Source organism: Methylobacterium ajmalii (assembly GCF_016613415.1).
In the GTDB taxonomy this organism is placed as follows: Bacteria; Pseudomonadota; Alphaproteobacteria; order Rhizobiales; family Beijerinckiaceae; genus Methylobacterium; species Methylobacterium ajmalii.
The window spans coordinates 34,293-51,483 of the sequence record NZ_JACWCT010000186.1; the positions used below are offsets into that span (position 1 = coordinate 34,293).

General features: G+C 65.9%; 16 protein-coding genes, 1 pseudogene and 1 riboswitch. Of the genes and pseudogenes, 3 read left to right on the forward strand and 14 right to left on the reverse strand.

Annotation, left to right across the window (positions count from 1 at the left end; genetic code table 11):
• Window positions 1–27 precede the first annotated feature (27 nt).
• Complete coding sequence (locus tag HPY23_RS31990) at window positions 28–2,061, reverse strand: TonB-dependent receptor (protein WP_413231128.1); 2,034 nt, start codon at window positions 2,059–2,061, stop codon at window positions 28–30.
• Between the two features lie 203 nt (window positions 2,062–2,264).
• A riboswitch (cobalamin riboswitch) is annotated at window positions 2,265–2,464 on the reverse strand.
• Between the two features lie 439 nt (window positions 2,465–2,903).
• On the opposite strand from HPY23_RS31990, the gene HPY23_RS31995 reads away from it, so the two are divergent.
• The gene (locus tag HPY23_RS31995) at window positions 2,904–4,136 is read left to right on the forward strand and encodes a TadE/TadG family type IV pilus assembly protein (protein ID WP_099954456.1); all 1,233 of its coding nucleotides are present in this window, start codon (window positions 2,904–2,906) and stop codon (window positions 4,134–4,136) included.
• 122 nt (window positions 4,137–4,258) lie between these two features.
• Here the strand turns inward: HPY23_RS31995 and HPY23_RS32000 are convergent, their stop codons facing one another.
• The 12 genes and pseudogenes from HPY23_RS32000 to HPY23_RS32050 form a co-directional block, all read right to left on the reverse strand.
• Window positions 4,259–5,440, reverse strand: coding sequence for an acetyltransferase domain-containing protein (locus HPY23_RS32000; RefSeq protein WP_099954457.1), 1,182 nt, complete (start codon window positions 5,438–5,440; stop codon window positions 4,259–4,261).
• Window positions 5,440–6,456: a TonB-dependent siderophore receptor gene (locus HPY23_RS32005; protein ID WP_244936189.1), complete on the reverse strand. Its 1,017-nt coding sequence runs from the start codon at window positions 6,454–6,456 to the stop codon at window positions 5,440–5,442. Before HPY23_RS32005 ends, HPY23_RS32000 begins: the two co-directional genes overlap by 1 nt.
• 65 nt (window positions 6,457–6,521) lie before the next feature.
• Window positions 6,522–7,177: pseudogene (locus tag HPY23_RS33455) on the reverse strand (IS66 family transposase); the annotation flags it as partial.
• A 44-nt stretch (window positions 7,178–7,221) separates the two neighbouring features.
• Window positions 7,222–8,181 (reverse strand): hypothetical protein, encoded by a 960-nt coding sequence (locus HPY23_RS32020; protein ID WP_123834348.1) that lies wholly within the window; start codon window positions 8,179–8,181, stop codon window positions 7,222–7,224.
• 491 nt (window positions 8,182–8,672) lie between these two features.
• Complete coding sequence (locus HPY23_RS32025) at window positions 8,673–9,053, reverse strand: hypothetical protein (protein WP_099954460.1); 381 nt, start codon at window positions 9,051–9,053, stop codon at window positions 8,673–8,675.
• Between the two features lie 73 nt (window positions 9,054–9,126).
• A complete protein-coding gene (locus HPY23_RS33740; RefSeq protein ID WP_268926701.1) occupies window positions 9,127–9,249 on the reverse strand; it encodes a hypothetical protein in 123 nt (40 codons plus the stop codon).
• 512 nt (window positions 9,250–9,761) lie between these two features.
• Entirely contained in the window at window positions 9,762–10,127 is a 366-nt protein-coding gene (locus HPY23_RS32030) for a hypothetical protein (RefSeq protein ID WP_099954461.1), read from the reverse strand.
• 2 nt (window positions 10,128–10,129) lie between these two features.
• On the reverse strand, window positions 10,130–10,951 hold the full coding sequence (locus HPY23_RS32035; RefSeq protein ID WP_164712390.1) for a metallophosphoesterase family protein: 822 nt from the start codon (window positions 10,949–10,951) through the stop codon (window positions 10,130–10,132).
• Complete coding sequence (locus tag HPY23_RS34255; RefSeq protein ID WP_459564363.1) at window positions 10,878–11,294, reverse strand: hypothetical protein; 417 nt, start codon at window positions 11,292–11,294, stop codon at window positions 10,878–10,880. The genes HPY23_RS32035 and HPY23_RS34255 overlap by 74 nt, the downstream gene beginning before the upstream one ends.
• Window positions 11,272–11,859: a hypothetical protein gene (locus tag HPY23_RS32040; RefSeq protein WP_164712392.1), complete on the reverse strand. Its 588-nt coding sequence runs from the start codon at window positions 11,857–11,859 to the stop codon at window positions 11,272–11,274. The genes HPY23_RS34255 and HPY23_RS32040 overlap by 23 nt, the downstream gene beginning before the upstream one ends.
• Entirely contained in the window at window positions 11,846–12,076 is a 231-nt protein-coding gene (locus HPY23_RS32045; protein WP_099954464.1) for a hypothetical protein, read from the reverse strand. Before HPY23_RS32045 ends, HPY23_RS32040 begins: the two co-directional genes overlap by 14 nt.
• An 11-nt stretch (window positions 12,077–12,087) precedes the next feature.
• Window positions 12,088–13,764 (reverse strand): AAA family ATPase, encoded by a 1,677-nt coding sequence (locus HPY23_RS32050; protein WP_099954465.1) that lies wholly within the window; start codon window positions 13,762–13,764, stop codon window positions 12,088–12,090.
• Between the two features lie 907 nt (window positions 13,765–14,671).
• Here HPY23_RS32050 and HPY23_RS32055 point away from each other — a divergent pair.
• Both HPY23_RS32055 and HPY23_RS32060 read left to right on the forward strand, forming a co-directional pair.
• Window positions 14,672–15,580, forward strand: coding sequence for a LysR family transcriptional regulator (locus tag HPY23_RS32055; RefSeq protein WP_099954466.1), 909 nt, complete (start codon window positions 14,672–14,674; stop codon window positions 15,578–15,580).
• Between the two features lie 101 nt (window positions 15,581–15,681).
• A complete protein-coding gene (locus HPY23_RS32060; protein WP_099956666.1) occupies window positions 15,682–16,572 on the forward strand; it encodes an NAD-dependent epimerase/dehydratase family protein in 891 nt (296 codons plus the stop codon).
• A gap of 123 nt (window positions 16,573–16,695) precedes the next feature.
• Here HPY23_RS32060 and HPY23_RS32065 read toward each other — a convergent pair whose 3' ends face one another.
• Window positions 16,696–17,157 carry an SRPBCC family protein gene (locus HPY23_RS32065; protein ID WP_099954467.1) on the reverse strand — a complete coding sequence of 154 codons (462 nt, stop codon included), beginning with the start codon at window positions 17,155–17,157 and terminating at the stop codon, window positions 16,696–16,698.
• Window positions 17,158–17,191 lie beyond the last annotated feature (34 nt).

Genomic DNA, 17,191 nt, shown 5'->3' on the forward strand with positions numbered 1-17,191 from the left:
AGGGCTCGTCTCAGCCAGGAATGCCCGTCAGAACCGCCCCGCCAGGGTCAGGCGTACGGCGGTCGGCTCGACCGGGTGGAAGTGTCGGTCGGCAACGGCGGCCGCTTCTCCGGGCAGACGGGACTCGTAGTAGTAGGTGATCTGGTCGGCCCGGGCGTTCGTCAGGTTGAGCACATCGAGGGCGAGGCTCACGCCGTTGTCGAAGGCGTAGCCGATCCGGCCGTTGAGCAGGGCGGTCGGCTTCGAGCGCACCGAGTTGTCCTCGATCAGGGGCCGGGGACCGAAGTACCGGAAGCGCAAGCTACCGAACCAACCCTGGCCCTTGCCGAAGGTGACGCCCGCCGAGGCGATGGTGGTCGGTGCCTCCGGCACGCGCTGGCCGACGGGGTCGCGGTCGGAGAAGCGCGCGTTGGTGATCGTCAGGTCGCCCTCCAACCGCAGCCAAGGGGTGAGCGCGTAGTGGTTGCTCCACTCGATGCCGAAACGGCGGGTCGGCCGGCTCGGCTCGGTGGTGCCGGTGTCGCCCTGGAAAAGGTTCTCGGATGCGAAATCGAGCCGGAACAGGGCGAGGCTCGTCTCCAGTCCGGCGATGGAGCGGTTGCGGATCCCAACCTCGTAGCCGGTCGAGGGGACCAGGAAGGGCGAGCGGCTGATGTTGAACAGCGGGCTTGCCGGATCGACCGTCGCGGTGACGCCGCGGGCGTCGTTCGAGTGGAAACCACCGCCGTAGTTCAGGTAAATCTCCGTATCCGCCCACGGCCCGAACACCACCCCGAGCTTCGGGTTGACGATGCCGTCGCGAGCCCGGCCCGAATTTGCCGCGGTGTCGGAGCGGACATCGGCGTAGTACCCGTCGGCCCGGAAGCCGACGCTGGTGCGCAACCAGTCGGTCCAGCGCACCCGGTTCTCGTAGTAGAAGGCGGCGCTCGCTTCCAGCACTCGGTCGTCGAGCACCGTCGAGCGGTACTGCCGGGCGGTGGTGTTGAACAGGCCGACCCGGATGTCGTCGGTGCGGGTCTGGACGCCGATCTCGTTCTCCATCGGCAACCCGAACAGGTCGCCTTGGAAGACCCTGGAGATCTCACCGCCGCCGAGCACCCGGGCATCACGCTGGCGGAACTGGTCACCGTTGACGGGGTCGTTGAGGAAGTAGGTGAAGTTGTTCCAGAGGTTCATCTGGTAGCGGATCACGTAGGCCGAGGCCCGGGTGATGCCGCCCGCGCCCGACTGGCTCCAGCGCCCGGAGAGCGAGAAGCGCCCGGTATCGCCGCCGTCGGTGGGATCCAGCGTGCCGTAGCGGCCGATGATGCCCTCCGCCACCGCCCGCTCGGGGATCTGGTTTGTGGCGTTCCACTTAGACCAGTAGGCCATGCCGGTGACTGCGAACCCGTCGGTCGCGGTGCCCTGGCTGTAGCGGGCGACGCCGTTGAGCTTGCGCAGGGCATCGGGCACGACCCACGGCCCGTCATAGGTCTGCGCCTCGCCCGCCACCAGGAGGTTGCCCGTACCGAGCGGCACGGAGGCGGCGGAGAGCCCGCGCTTGAAGCCGAAGCTGCCCAGCGTGGTCAGCGCGATGTTGCGGTCGAGCTTGTCGAGGTAGTCGATCCGCACCGACCCTGCCGAGGCAAAGTCGCCGTCGCGGACGAAGTACGGGCCCTTGTGGAACTCGACCGCCCCAACGAGTTCCGGAATGAGGAAGTTGAGGTCGGCGTAGCCCTGGCCGTGGGCGTGCGTGCGCATGTTAACCGGCATGCCGTCGACGTGGATGGCGATGTCGGTGCCGTGGTCGAGGTTGAAGCCGCGGAGGAAGAACTGGTTGGCTTTGCCCTCGCCGGAATGCTGGGTGACGATCAGGCCCGGCACCTCCTCCAGCACTTCGCCCGGGCGGGTGACCGGGCGGCTGTTGAGCTGCGCGCCCGAGATGATCCCGGCGCTGGCGGAATTGACGGTCATGAGGGCGCCACCGATGCCCGTGACACCGCCGACATAGCCGGCGCTGGCGGACGCGGCGCCGGACGGCACGGGCGTAGGGGCCGCGACCTCGATCTCGTCGAGGCGGATCTCGCCCGCAGCCTCCTGGGCGTCGGCAGGAGGAGCCACGAAAGTGGCGACGCAGGTGAAGAACGTTGAAGCGAGCGACAGGCGGGAAGGGGACACGGTCGAGACCTGGGTAACGGCAGTGGCACGTCACCGCGAACAAGGCCGCCCGGATCCCGAAGACCCGTGCCGACACCCGCCAGGACACCCCGCCCGACGCGCTTCGCGCGTGACCACGACTGACGGCAGGTCTCCTGGCTCGCGGGTCGCTGCCCTCTCACCGTCTTCCCGAGCGAGGCTGCCCAGTGACATGGTGGCGGAAGGCTCACCGCTTACAGTTGCGGGGGCAGCCACGGTCTCGGTGCTTGCAGCACCTCACCGCGTTCCCTTTTGATCCCCGAAGGGAACCGTCGAGCCATTGGTATTTCAGGGTCCTGAGTCGAGTCAACGAGATCGGAGGCAGGAGTCCTGCGGCCTTCGTGCCGGGGCGCTGGCGACGGGCCAGCGCCCGACAGATCCGCTCACACAATCCACATTATGGTCAAAACTCTTTCGACTTGACCGCGCGAAACGCAGATGGTGGTGGAAAACGCTCGTTTTCTCACTGCGAAACGCACATCCGCATTGTGGACCGCGGAGGTCGCAAGCCAAAAATAGTTAGATATTTATGAAGAAGTAATAATTACCTACGGCACTTTCCTGCAATGAAGTTGCAACTTAAGGCTGAAATTGATTATGAGCGTTCAGCGCATAATTTATGATATTTTTACTTACGTTGCGCTACCCCTAGTTGGAGAGAGTATCATACGGCGGACGATATCTTGTCCGGTGCGAGCTGGCGTAAACAAGTGTTAACGAAATTGAACGTGGCCGCGGGAACGTGTGCGCTTGCCCGGGCGCGGGCATTTCAGCGAGACCAGAGCGGCGCGGTCATCATCATCCTCGCTACGGCGCTGCCGGTCCTTGCAATGGCCACACTTGGAGCCGTGGAGGTGGCCGAGGTCTTCTTCACTCGTACAAAGCTACAAACCATCGTGGACACAGCCGCCCTGAAAGGCGCGGCCGAGTTGGGCGTTGATCTCTCTACCGCTACCACCGAGCGGACCAGAGTGTTTGCAGACAACTTGGCCGACCCCATGCGCTTGCGCTGGGCTGTCACCTCGTCCGCAGTGTTGGATCTCAAAGCTTCTGCGATGACGGTCAGTCAAGGCGCAAATCGTCCGTCGTTCTTCCGCAGCCTCCTTCCCCCCGGCGGCTGGAACCTGCACGTCACGGCCAAAGCCATCCGCTACGCCAGCGGTCCCTTATGCGTGCTAGGCATCCAGAGCAGCGGCGGCACGGTTGTCGGTCTCGATAGCAGCGGAGCCTTGAACGCGGCCGGATGCCTCGTGCAGAGCAACAGCGACCTCGCTGCAACGGGGGGCGCATTGGTGACTGCGGGTGATGCGCGTGCCGCAGGCGGTGCGTTCGGCGCGATCAGTCCCAACCCCCTCACCGGCACACGCGTCATGCCGGACCCTTTTGCCGCGTTGAACATCGCGTTCCCGACCGGGTGCGATACGACGAGTATCACCAGCACAACCTATCTGAACCCAGGGCTTCACTGTGGCGACATCGAGTTGTCCGGCAATGAAACCATTACGCTGTCGGCCGGGGAGCATTACTTTACGGGCGGATCGTTGACGATGAGCGGCAACGCACAGATCGTCGGAACCGATGCTGTGGTGTTTCTAAAAGATTTCGCGTCGATCAATCTCAACGGCAATGCCGGTCTGTCTCTGGAAGGGCGCAAGGGAGGGATTTTTGCCGGATTTGCATTGATGACCGATCGTAGCTTTTCAGGAACGATTGAACTCACCGCGAAGAACATCCGTAAAATGTACGGTACGGTTTATCTTCCGAACGCAACACTTTTGATTGGCGGCAACGGCAACAAGGTATCCGATCAATCGCCGTGGACGGTGGTCATCGCCAAGAAGTTACAGGTCACGGACAAGGCCACGCTCTACATCAACAGCAACTACGCGGGCGCATCAGTGCCGGTCCCTCAAGGCGTCGGGCCAAGCACCAAGACGGCCGGCACACGGCTGGCGGAATAAGATCTTTGTGTCCGGTAGTAAGGGATCACTTTCTGATCCAAGCGGACATCCGAGACGCTACCACCGTGGTCTGGATGGGATCGGAGGTCACCCTTCGCACGGTCAAGCTGCTGGGTTCGGCCCTAGAGGTACTTCAGCCAAGCGATTTCGCGCCGTGACGCCTTGAAGCACGAGAACCACGCTGTCGGCAGGTAGAGGGGCACGATCAGCCCAACATACCACAATAACACCCAGGCGTAGTTCGCTACACCGGATAGCAAGCTCTGCGTCGAGCCCCAAATCGCGTGGGCGGCGTGATACAGCGCCCGCAGCACCGTCAGGTTGAGCAGGTAGAAGAACATCGGGGCACCGCCGAACACCGCCAACGCCGTGACGGCTGGAGCAGCGCGCGCCCGCTCCAGGGCGACGAGGAGCAGCGCACCGATCCCAAGCGTCAGCAACAGGAACAGCAGCGAGGGCGGGTACTTCGTCAGCGCGAAGAAGCTCATCGCCGTCCGCAGGGCGCTGCCGTCGACAACGAACCAGGGCTTCTCGCCGTAGCTGTTCGCGAGGCGCAGCAACCCGAAGGCGATCAGCATCATGCAGCCGAGCCCCACAAGACGCCGCTCGCGCGTGCGGACCTCGACCCCGGGCAGGAACCACGGGCCGATCGCGTAGCCGAGCGCGATGACGCCGATCCATGCAAGCACCGGATAGGTCGTCTTCGCGACCAGTCCGAACGGCAGCGCGATTGTGTCGCGGTGGTGCAGCATGGCCCAGACGGGGAACAAGGGCTGATCGGGCTGGAGTTGGATCGGGTCGAGAAGGTTGTGACCGTAGGCGATCAGGAGCCCGATCGCGAGGAGGGCCGAGCGCGGCAGGCCGATCAGCGTCGCGAGGACGATCATGCACACGCCGATGCACCAGATCACCTGAAGCCAGAGGGTCGGACTGGCCACGCCCCAGTACAGTTCGGAGAGGTAGAGGATTTCCAGGGCCATCAGCACGAGACCGCGCTTCACCAGATAGGCGCGTGTCGCCGCCCGCGTGTGCCGGGTGCTGAAGAGGAATGCGGCCACGCCCGTCAGCGCGACGAAGACGGGCGCGCACAGGCTGACCGCGAGGCGGGCCAGATACAGGGCTGGCAGGGCAGTCCTGGCGTCAATCGGATCAGCGACGGGCACGTGCAGGAACCACGTCTCGCGCAGGTGATCGAGGAGCATCAGCACCATCACCAGCCCGCGGAGCGCATCGACGGAGCCGATGCGTTCAGACGTGAGCGGTGCACCTGTCGACGCTGGAAGCGTCACTCGATGCACGCCCATCAGAAGCGGGCCGTCATGCTGACGGTCACGCGCCGAGGCTCGCCGACGCCGACCCAGAACGAGTTGTAGGAGCGCTCGTAGTAGGTTGCGTCGAAGATATTGTCGACGTTCAGCCCAAAGCGCAGGTTCTCGTACCGGTAGTAGACGAGGGCGTCGGCAAGCACGTAGCCCGGCAGCCGGAACCGCTCGTTGCCGCTGTCGCCGAGGCGCGAGCCCACGGCCCGGACGCCGCCACCGATCCCGAAGCCCTTCCAGTCGCCGCCCTGGACCTCATACACGCCGAGCAGGCTGCCCGAGTGGCGCGGGATGTTGAGGAGTGGCGAGCCGACCCGCAGGACCTCGTCGCGCGTCACCGCCGCGTCGATGAAAGCGTAGCCGCCGATCACTCGGAACTCGGGCGTCACCTGCCCGACGAAGCTCAGATCGAAGCCCTGGCTGCGAACGGCACCGGCCGCGATCTGGAAGAAGAAATCCTCGGGATCGGTGGTGAGGACGTTCTCCTTCTCGATGTGGAAGGCCGCGGCCGTCACGCTCAAGCCCGTGAAGAGGTCGAGCTTGGCTCCGACTTCGTAGCCGAAGCCCGTCTCCGGGGCGAAGGGCCTCGTCGCGCTGTCGAAGCCGGTGTTCGGACGGAAGGAGGCAGCCACGTTGCCGTAGAGCGAGAGGAAGGAGAGTGGCTGGTTGACGAACCCGGCGCGCGGCGAGAAGCCGGTGCGGTCCTGCTCTGTGCGTTCCCCGCCGACCTTGTCGCGGAAGGTCTGGTTGTAGAAGTCGGTGCGGTTGCCGAGCAGGAGCTTCCACTCCGGGCTCAGGGCGATCTGGTCCTGCGCGTAGACGGCGGTATTGCCGACGTTCTCGCTGGCGCTGTAGCGGCGCGTGAAGGGCGGCTTGGGCTGGCCGTACACCGGGTTGAACAGGTCGAGAGCGAACGGGTCCAGCCGCGGGGTCGAGCGCAGCAGGTTCTCGGTGCCCGGCTCGGATCCCGCGAACAGGTAGTTCTTGCGCCCGACCGCCACGCAGCGCAGTGCAGCGCCCGCTCGGCCGCGTTGTTGTCGAGGGCGAGACGCCCGTCATCGAAGGCGCGCATGAGCGCCGGCCAGCGCGCCAGCATGTAGCGCAACGCCTTGGCCAGGTCGGACTGGCTCGGGACCTGGGCCAGGCTCGTCTCGGCAAACGCCTTCAGCGCCTCGGCCAGCGGCTTCGAGCGGGTTTGTCGCTCGCGAGTGCGCGCATCGGGCGGCTTGCCGTGCATGTCGCACTAGACCCCGGAGAGCGCCCCGATCCGCTCCAGCGCCTCCACTGCGAGGACCGAGCCCGTCGCGGCGTGCACGTCGATGATCTTGCGGCGCACATGCGCCCAGCATCTCGCCTCGGTCAGGGCGCCGCCGGCACGGGTAGCCTCGTACAGCCCGTTGAAGCCGGCATAGCCGTCGGCCACCAACACGCCGCAGAAGGCCGCTAGGTGGGCGAGCGGGCGCTCGCCCCGACGGTCGGGCGAGGCAAAGAACATAGCTGCTGGCGGACGAACGCCGTCGTGGGGGCGTTCGTTTCGCACATAGGTCCACAGCTGTCCGGTGCTCGCCTTGCCCGTGCCAGGGCCAGCACTAGGATCGACGTGTCATCGCCGTGCAGGACGTCGCAGCCGCCGATCACTTCCCGGCGTAGAAGCTCCGTCAGCGGCTGCAGCGTGGCTGCAATTGCGCTAAGCCAGCCCGAGCGCGTCGAGGTTGCCAGCACAACGCCGTCGCGCGCAGATCTCGTCTTGGCGATACACTTTGAAATCAAGACTCAATCAGGTTCATTAGCTGCCTCGCGAGTCCGTCTCTTGGGCCTTTATGATGAGGATCGATCCAAATTCGGCGAGTCTCGGATAGGCCTGACCCATGTCGTTGATTGCGCCAATGTCCACGCACCCAAACCGGGCAGAGCAGCGGACTATGCTGAGAAATAGTCGCGGCCTTCGGGAGGCCTCTCCGTGCGGTATCTGGCACAAGGCCAATTCTTACGATCCTAAACAGAGAGCGAACCTCATCACTATTATTGCGATTGGCGCCCTCTCGTAAGCACGCGGCACGCCGTACACGATCAGACGGCAGTTGGTTGGCCCACATTGCTGGTGCTGCTGCTGCCTGAAGTGAATTTTCTTGGAAAAGTACTGCTCCGACCATTTTCTCCATCAAGCGGCAAAAATCAGACAATGCCAAGCCGCTTGCCGCGATCAAATCTCGAGTTGATGGTATTTGACCGGCAAGATCATCTAAAGCGCCGCCCAACAACTCATCGTGAACATTCTCCGTTCCCATTTCCCAAACGAGGCGGCGCTTGCACCTCGTGTCCTTTGGTGCCAGCACAACCGAGATGGTGGGATGACGTAGATCGCCAAATCCAACCGCGAGATCGTGCATTTCAGCAACCCCGTTATCTACGAATATCGCTCCCACCTGCACAGATTGTGAAATCATCCAGGAATTCATCGGAAAATCGATATATAGAATTGGAAATTCGCGACAAAGCTCTAACCATTCAGCGATCTCGGGTTCTTCTAGCGCCAATTTCACTAGATGCGGTACTAAATGACGTTCCAATCTCAAATTACGAGTTGATATTGCATTTGTATCGCTGTTATCAACTACAAAATAAGAGCACAGCACCGAGAGGAAGCGTTCCACTTCAGGTAAAATTTCGCCGGTGCGCTGTGCTTCTACTGCCTTCATAGCGCATCGGGATGTGAGGACGCGCATGGCACCCTCCGGTGTCTTCAGATCGTTGGGGAGCCGCAAATTAGCAGTCCGGTAAATTTTACGTTGCAGTTCGCATCGTGTCCATGCGAACCAATCCAACCATGTTACGGTCATTGAAGCACCGCTAAAATCGTACAACTTCAAGCAATCATGTGATGTAATTCCGGATATTGCGTAACACAATTAGCTATATTTTGACGTAAATTGTTTCGGTAGTTAATTTTTGCAGCATGAATCGCTTGTTTGTGTATCAGCACGAAGCGAACCCCTACAATGATTTTTACCCAAAACATTGATGGTGCATTAAATAACTGGCTCCAAGTGGTGTCGCGATCGGCGCCGATCGGGACCCCACTTGAATTAGTATTTCCAATTTAGCTTCAAGGGCTTGCCCCTGATCCAGCCTGGGGTAACGATTGGGTGTTGATCCACAGCAAGACTCCGACGAGGGCGGTCGAGGACGTCAGGATCGGGTAGAGGCGGTCATCGTGCTACTTCTGGGCGTCGCCGTCCGACCGCTCGTAGAAGATGGTGTCGTGGCCCTCGTGCGCGCCGAAGTAGATGTGGATGAGGGCGAGCAGCGTGCTCGACCCGGCGTGGGGCGGCTTGAGCCAGTTGATGCGCCAAGCCCCTTCCCCCTGGAAGGCGGAGGCGACGGCGCGCTGGACGACGTCGAGCTCGACCGGTCGCGGCCAGGGCCCGTTCGGGTTGACTAGGTTGCCCTCGATCCAGTCGGCGATCGGCGCCGGCTCGTTCGGGACGAGCGCCTGCGTCGCCCGCTTTATCCCGTCGAACAGGACCTCGATGCCGGGCGCGGTGAGGTCCTTCAGGACGTCGAGGTCGTTGTCGTCAAAGACGTCCCTATGATGCATCGCGGATGAACTTGGCCTCGGCCTTCTGCGCCTCCCCCAGGGCAGCCCTGCAGGTGCGGGTCGCCGGCTCGTACTACCGGCGGACCTTGTAGTCGGAGAAGCCCGCCATTCCGCGGAAGATGCGGCCCGGGATCGACATCACAGTCTGACGCACGACGCCGTTGGCACGCTCGCTGGCCGCCTCGGCGACGGCCACCGGCGCCACCGGCCCGATGAGCTGGCGGTCTGCGCGAAGTCCTTCTTGGCCCGGATGATTTCCCGGGGTTCGTGATGCCCATCCAGGCCGGGACCCCGTGGCCCCATCCCGCGCTCGGACGGCTCGATCCAGCGGCGCCATCAGGCTCTTATGACGCCCCTCGGGCTCAAGGCCCTCCGCCGGGCTTCATCGTGTGAGCCGCCGCCCAGGGCCGTGCCGGGGCCGGGGATGACAGCGAGCCCTGGCTCGACGGGATCTGAGCCTCCCCCGCGGGGCCGGATCAACGCCGGGCCCGCCCTGCATCGAAACGATACCGAAGCCGTGTTCGGTTGCATCAGGCGTAATTCATGAGCAATTACAACGAGGGTCCCAAGCTGCCATCCTCCGGAGCCGAGGCGATCGCCACCCTGGGGGCAGGCGATGTACGGCTCAAGGGGGCAGGCCGAGCTCGCGGCGCAGCGCCAGGTCGCCCGGATCGAGTGGGTCCTCGCGCAGCAGGAGCCCCCGGCCGCCTAGGGCACCCGGCGGATCAGGACGGCCCGGCCGTTCGCCGGGCAGCCCTCAAGCCAGATCTGGAAGTAGGGCGAGAGGCCCCTCGTCGCGAGGACGAACCTGCCGGGCAGCGCCGGATCCGCGAACCGCCCCTCGACGAAGCCGTCCTCGACCGGCGCGACGCCCCGGTACGTGAAGAGCTCGACCGGCCGCCGCGGGTCACTCCCGTCAAGGCACGCCAGGCTCCACCGCACGCCCCCTGGCCCGGGCTCCCACCGCAGGCTCGCCGTCCGGCCTTGGTTGTCGGAGAGCTTGGTCGTGAAGGCGGCCTCGACGGGGACGGCCGCCCCGGCGAGGAGGGCGGCCGCAAGGATGAGATGGCGCATCTTCAGATCTCCAGGATGAGAGCTGGATCGAAGGATGGGTTCTCCAGCTCGGAGACCCACGTTCCGTCGCGCTTGCGGTGCGACGTGTCGTGCCCGCGGGGGTTCGCGATGACCCGCGTCCGGCCGATCTGGTAGTCGCGCGAGGCGTGGATATGCCCGTGGACCCAGAGATCCGGCGCGTGCGGCCTTTCCAGGATCGAGCTCAGATCTGAGCCATACGCCGCATCGATCATCTCCCTGACCTCGCCATGGAGGAGCGACCTAGCGTGAGGCGCGTGATGCGAGACGACGACCCGGGTCCCGTCCCATGGCTCGGCCAGGGCGCGCTCGACCCTTGCGCGGTGCTGCCGGTGGAGCTCCTCAGCCGCGGCCGGCCGGAACGGCGCCGGGACCCCGCGGGCATCCCTTGTCTGGATCAGCCTGTGATCTCGCATCCCGGCCTGGCGATCTCCAGCAATAGAACGCGCCATGGCCAGGTGACCCGTTATCCGGTAGTCAGTCCACAAGGTCGCCCCGATGATCTTAGTTCCCTCAAAATTAAAGGATTGTCCGCAGTCGAGCATGCGAATACCTGCGATGATCGAGGCTTCGCGCGCGGCCGCGATCTCATCCGGGTATCGGGTCCGCCAGAAGTCATGATTGCCCGGGACGTAGACGACCTCCCGCGCCCTCGGGACGACGTGCTCTCGCAGCCATGGGATGGATCGCTTCGTCAGGCCATCGGCGACGTCGCCGGCACAGATCGCCAGGTCACATGCCAGCCCCTCGGGCGGCGTCCAGGGCGTCGCGTCCGTGTGCAGGTCGCTGAAAATCCAGATCTTCACAGCCGCCTCCCTCGATCCACGCCAACCCATCCGCCTCGAACCAGACCGCCGCCGCGGCGGTGACGACCCTCCCTCCCGCCCGGAACCCGGGCTCATCCAGCTGGTACCGGAGCCGCACCGCGCCCGGCGGCCGGGCCCCCTCCGCCACCTCGCCGCTGGCCCACGCATGGACGTCGCGGGCCCCGGTCCGGAGGCAGCGCAGCCGCCCCGCCTCCGACGCCCTGAGCGTCACGCCGGCCAGCGTGATCTCCTGGACGTGCCCCACGACCCGCCCGCCGACCCGCACCGACCAGCAGCGCCGCACCCGGTTCCGGTAGATCTCAACGGATCGAGGGGACGGCATGTCGACTGCACACGCACCGATCCCACCCCCTGAGAGACTGTATCGCTCCTGGAGCGCCGCAATCCTCGCAGATATATCCTGACAATCTATCAACGCAACTCGTGTATTCCTCCACTTCTTGATGAAATTCCACAGAGGCAATATCCCACCTCAAAGTGCCGTACTTGTCCTTCAGATCATGTGTCCGCATGTCGTTGCAGGTGTTCACGGCGGAGAGGTGGTTCGCGGCCGATGCGATTAGCCAGATCCAGCCGTTGCCGACTTCGGGCTCGAAGGGGAACAGCTGCGGCATTCCGGACGTCAGCCGCTGCTTCCAGTCCAGGGGGCACAGCGGCCGCCCGCTCGCCCAGCGGTGCGCGAGCGTCCGGGCGAGGGCATCGAGGACGGCCGCCGGCCGGAGGTGATCGAATTCGGGATCCGGCGCGAGCCGCTTGCCCTTGATAGGGCGCCACTGCACGACGGGGCCGCTCCAAGAAGGAACGACGCTTGTGACAGTAAAGCTCCTGTTGAAGTCATGCTCATGGATGGCGTCTGCCCCAATCCTGTAGAACTCATCCACGATCATCTTGGTCCTCCGCAGGCAGAGGGAGGAAGCAAAAGGCCAGAGCTTCCACTTCACGGGCGAGCTGCAGGGCCAGGGTGGGCTCGATCCGCCCGGCGGAGGCGAGACGGCCGAGGCGCACGACCCTGGCGCGGCAGCCCCTGCCGACGAGGCTGCAGATCCGGCGGGCTTCCCACGCGGTCTGGATCCTGGACGCGATGATGTGCAGGTCGGTGTGCATGGCATCCCCCTTCAGTTCGGCATCGACCTGGCGAAGGCCTCGCGGCCCGAGATCACTGCCTCGACGAGCCGGCGCAGGGGCCGCAGGCTGCCCCCCTTCCACCGGTCGGAGAGGAGGTCGAGCTCCTGGCCATCGAGGTCCGGCAACCACGCCTCGGCGAGCCCGCGCTCCCGGCGGAGATCCGCGAGGATCCTGCCGGCGACGATGGGCAGGTCCTCGGCCCGTGGCATTGGCCACCGGATCGGCGGGGCCCGGTCGAGGAGCGGCCGGGACAGCCCCGCGAGGTCGTTCGCCGTGAGGATGTAGGAGACTCCGCTGAGGTCGACTTCGCACTCCAGGGCGGGATCGAAGATGCGGCGAGCCGTTGAGCTCCGTTCCAGGAAGGCAAGGAGCGTCTCGTCGAGGCGCCCGTGCCGCCTGTCATGCGTCCCCTTCTCCACTTCATCGACGATGATCCCCACGCTCGCGGCCTGAGCACGGAGCAAAGCTTGGAGCGACACGCCCAAGCGCCAGGTGCTCCACTGCCTGGACGTCCCCGAGAACGTGCCGCCGTCCGCGACGCCGGCGCCGGAGTACAGCGTCGAGGTCAGCCCGGCCGCCTCGAAGGCCGCCCTGGCCCACGAGGTCTTGCCGCCACCGGCGCCGCCGACGAGGATGCGGGGCGGCAGGGCCGCGAAGGTCGCGCCGACGAGCGCGTTGGCGTAGAGCTCATTGACCTCTTGCGCCCACGGGAACTCCGCGTTCAGCCTTGCCGCAAAGGCGGCAGGGTTCGGCGGCGGCGCGAGTGGAAGCGCCTTTCCCGCGAACGGCTCGGCCAGGGCCCGAGGGCTATCCCCGCGCTCGACCGCGTACTTCGACGGCTTTGGGAGGTGATCCACGTAAGTGATGACGACGCGCGACAGAGCCGGCCGGGTGGGCGGAGGAGCCTGAGGCGCAGGCTCGCTCGCCGCAGCGAGGTACTCGCCCAGCGAAGGCATCTCCTCCAACCCAGGCAGGTCGTCGACCTCGGGCGTGGCTCCTCCCTGCGCCCCGGCGCCGCCGCGCAAGATGGCATCCTCGTCGGCGATCATCCGCTCGGCCTTGGCGATGACTGCGAATGCGCGGGCAAACGAGAGCGCCTGCAAATCGAATGCGGTCAGCCGGTCGAACAGAGGCCGGGGCGTATACTCGACGTCGCGGAGATCCTCCTGAGCGTCGCTCGCCCACAGCAGGGCCGCCCGCAGCGCGAGCCAGCCCCGGCCGAGGTCATTGCCGCGCAGGTGCAGCCAGGCGACATCGAGCGACCGGGCGCTGATCCGCGCGGCCGCTTCCGCGCTGCCGAAGGCGGCCGCGTAGTAGGGCATGATCTGCGCGGCGTCGTAGAGCGGAGTGGCGAGATGCTCGGGCGCCCCCTTCTTCTCGCAGGCGACGAGCAGCGCCCGCTCGGCCCGCAGTGCGGTCGCGGCGGTCGGCTTCGTGAGCGCCGCTTGAATGGCGAGCCGACACTCGCGCGGGAGGTCCTCGCGCCTGACGAGCGGATCCAGCCGGGCGTGCTGGTCGGACCGGGCGTCCCACATGAGATCTTCGCCGCCGAACTGACGCTGCTGCAGCGTGAGGGGCGACCGGGGCTCGCGGGGGCCGCAGATCGGGGACGGGTCGAGGAGCAAGGCGCGGATCTGCGACGCCTGCGTGAAGCCGGTGTTCGTCATCGGGGAAGTGCTCTCTGAAAACGGGACGCGCGTGAGCACGCCGAGCGAGGGGCTCAGGCGGCGGTGGCGGGTTTCTTCCGTTTCGAGAGGGCAATCATGGCGGGGGCTTCCCGTTCAAGGAGGAGCTCAGGTTGCCGGGTCCCCGGCGCCCCTGCAAGCGGCCTCTTCCGGTCTGGTGAACTTTTCCCTGGCCGGATTGCCGAAACTCCAGGACACCCCGAATCAGGTGATAGCCGAACGAGTGTCCCGCGTTCGAACACCAAAGTTCCGCGTCGTGGCAACTTAGAGTGAGAGAGGGCCGCTCGGTCTTTGAGCGGCCCTTTCTTGTTGTTGTGATGCAGGTCCACGTCAGCAGCATGGTGCCCGGACCCGCGGAGGCGATATTCGGCTCGTCCCCGTTCGTGGTGAGTACGAGAAGAAAGCCCATGGCCAGGCGGCCGCCATCAGCGGTGGCCACCACGCGTTCCGCGATAGGTCCCGGTGGAACGAGGTGGACCGGGTCTGGGTACCGTCGGGCGGCGGGCACGCGCTCGGCCACGGTCGAGTCGGTGACGCCGACCAGGATCACCAGTTCCGCCAGGCAGCGCATCACAGGTGCCTGGTCGGGCGCGCGTTCGGCCCTCGTACCCGGTCAAAGCTGCGCCGCCAGGGCCTCAGCCAGTGTCACGCTGCAGCCTGCCTCGCGCGAGAGGCGCAGCATCGTCGACTGGGGCAGCAGGAAGATCGCGACCATCACGCTCCCCTGATGAAGCGGGTGCGCCCGCCCCTGTACAGAAACCGGGAACTTCCGCTTGCGGCCTGGCTGGTGAGGCAGTGAGCTACGGGTGGAACGGATGGATTCGAGGCAATCCGTTTTCGAACCCCCAACAGGGGAAGCGGCCGCCGAGCTGACGACCCAAGGACGCGTATGGATATAGGCAGCTTCGACCTGAACTTGCTGAAGGCGTTCGACGCCCTCTACGCCGAGCGCCATGTGACGCGTGCCGGGCTGCGCATCGGTCTCAGCCAATCCGCCATGAGCGGCACCCTCACCCGCCTGCGGGAATTGCTGGGCGACGAGTTGTTCGTGCGGACCCCGTCAGGCATGCGGCCCACGGCCCGCGCCGACGACCTCGCCGGCCCCGTGGCGGATGCGCTGCGCCTCGTGCGCGGCGCGTTGCAGGCCGACGGCTTCGAGCCCGCAACCGCCGAGCGTGCGTTCACGCTCGCGATGAGCGACTACGCCGCGTTCGTCCTGTTGCCGCCGCTGCTGGCGCGCCTCGGCGACGAGGCGCCGGGCATCGACCTGCGCGTGCGCGGGATGTTCGGCCGGGGCGAGGCGGTGGAACTCCTCGACAGCGGCGAGGCGAACCTCGCCGTCGGCGTTCCGGTCGAAGCATCGGCGCGCATCCTCACGCAGCCGCTGCTCCGGGAAGGCTTCGCCTGCGTCGCCCGGCGCGGGCACCCCGCGTTCGCGGACGGCGTCGACCTCGAAGCCTTCGTGGCCGTGCCGCACCTCCTGGTCTCACCCGAAGGTGACGGCGCGGGACTGGTCGACCGCAAGCTCGCCGAGTTGGGGCTCAAACGCCGCGTGGTGCTGAGCCTGCCGCAATTCCTGGTCGCGCCCTTCATCGTCGCCGAGAGCGACCTCGTCGCAACGCTCGCCGCCCGCGTCGCCCGGCGGTGTGCCGACGTCGGGGTCGGCATCACCGTGCACGAGCCGCCGGTCATACTGCCCGATTGGCCGCTCGCGTTGATGTGGCACCGGCGAGCTGACGCGCACCCGGCCACCGCGTGGCTGCGCGATGTCGTCGCCGAGGTCGCCGCGGCGGTCTGAAGCCATCGGCGCGAGCGATACCGTCACATCAGAACGTACGATTTCCATCCGGTCCCCAGGTCCGCTTAAACGGCCATGTCGAAGTCAAGGTGGTGGCGGGCATGCGAGTTTTGGTGACAGGGGCGACGGGGTTGATCGGGGGCGCCGTGGCACGACGCCTGAAACGGGGCGGCCACGAAGTCGTCGGGCTCGCCCGCTCGGAGAGGAGTGCGGCCAAGCTGGGAGGCGAGGGCTTCACGGTCGTTCACGGAGATCTCTCCGATGGGGCCAGCGTCGCCGACGCCGTCCACGGGGTCGATGCCGTCGTCCATGCCGCCTCGCCGGGCGACCTGAACACGGCGGCTTACGATGAGACGGCGGTGCGCGCGATCATCGGCGGGCTCCGCGGAACGTCCAAGCGGTTCGTTTATACGAGCGGCTGCTTGGTCTATGGGTCGACCGGCGACACGCCCGCGACCGAGGACAGCCCGCTGAGTGCGGTCGAACTCGTCCGCTTCCGCGAAGCCCTCGAACGGGAGATCCTTGGCGCGGCGGACCACGGGATTCACCCGGTCGTGATCCGGCCGGGTTGGGTCTATGGCAACCGGGGCGGCACCGCGATGATGATGGTTGGCGCGGCCGAGGAGCACGGCGTGGCGCGCTACGTCGGCGACGGGCGGAACCGCTGGACGACGGTGCACGCCGACGACCTCGCCGACCTCTACGCGCTCGCGCTCGAACGGGCACCGGCAGGTTCGGTCTTCAACGGCGTCCACGGAGCGGCGACGCCCCTCATCGAGATCGCGCGAGCGGCGAGCGAGGGGGCCGGTGCCGGGGGGCGGGTGGAAGCATGGGCGCTCGAGTACGCGCGTTCGGTGCTTTGGGCGTTCGCCGACGCCATAGCGTGCGATCAGGTCGTCTCGGGGGAGAAGGCGGAGCGCGAACTCGGTTGGCGTCCGTCGCACCGCTCCATCGTCTATGAACTCCGTTCCTACCGGTCGGCAACCGACTGAGGCCGGCCGGCATGAAGCGCGCTTCATGCCGCCAAGCCGAACGAAGCAATGCACGGACGCCCGGACCGATGGCCAGCTTCCCGGTGTCGAGGCAGCCCCGCCTCGGCGCCCTTAAAGCGCGCTCTAGGCGAGCAGCTCGCGGGTACGCTTCAGCGTCGACAGCAGCGCAGCCTTGTAGCCCTTGCCGCCGTCGAACTGCGCCTGCTCGGCCTGCTCCTCGCGACCGCCCGGTTCCTTCCCGCGCAGGCCGAGGTAGCAGTAGAACCGAAGCTGCAGCGCGCCCTCCTCGTCCTCGAACAGCTCGTTGACGATGGCCCCTTCCCGCGGGCCGGTGGCCTGGAAGAAGGTCACCTTGGCCCCGGCCTCGAATGCGATGATCTCGCGCAGGTCGACACCCCCGATGGTGGCCTCGCGCACGATATGCGTGGCGCTCTCCTCCACCACTTCGCAACGTGTGCAGAGCCCCGGCGGCAGGAACTGGCGGGCGTCGCGGGCCTTGAGGACGAGGCCCGCCCAGGCCTGCGCGCGGGTTAGGGGAGCCTCGCCCTCGGGGTTCACCGGGACGGTTGCGGTCGAATAGATCATGACGATGGTCCTTCGATGGGGTGGCGTGAGCGCC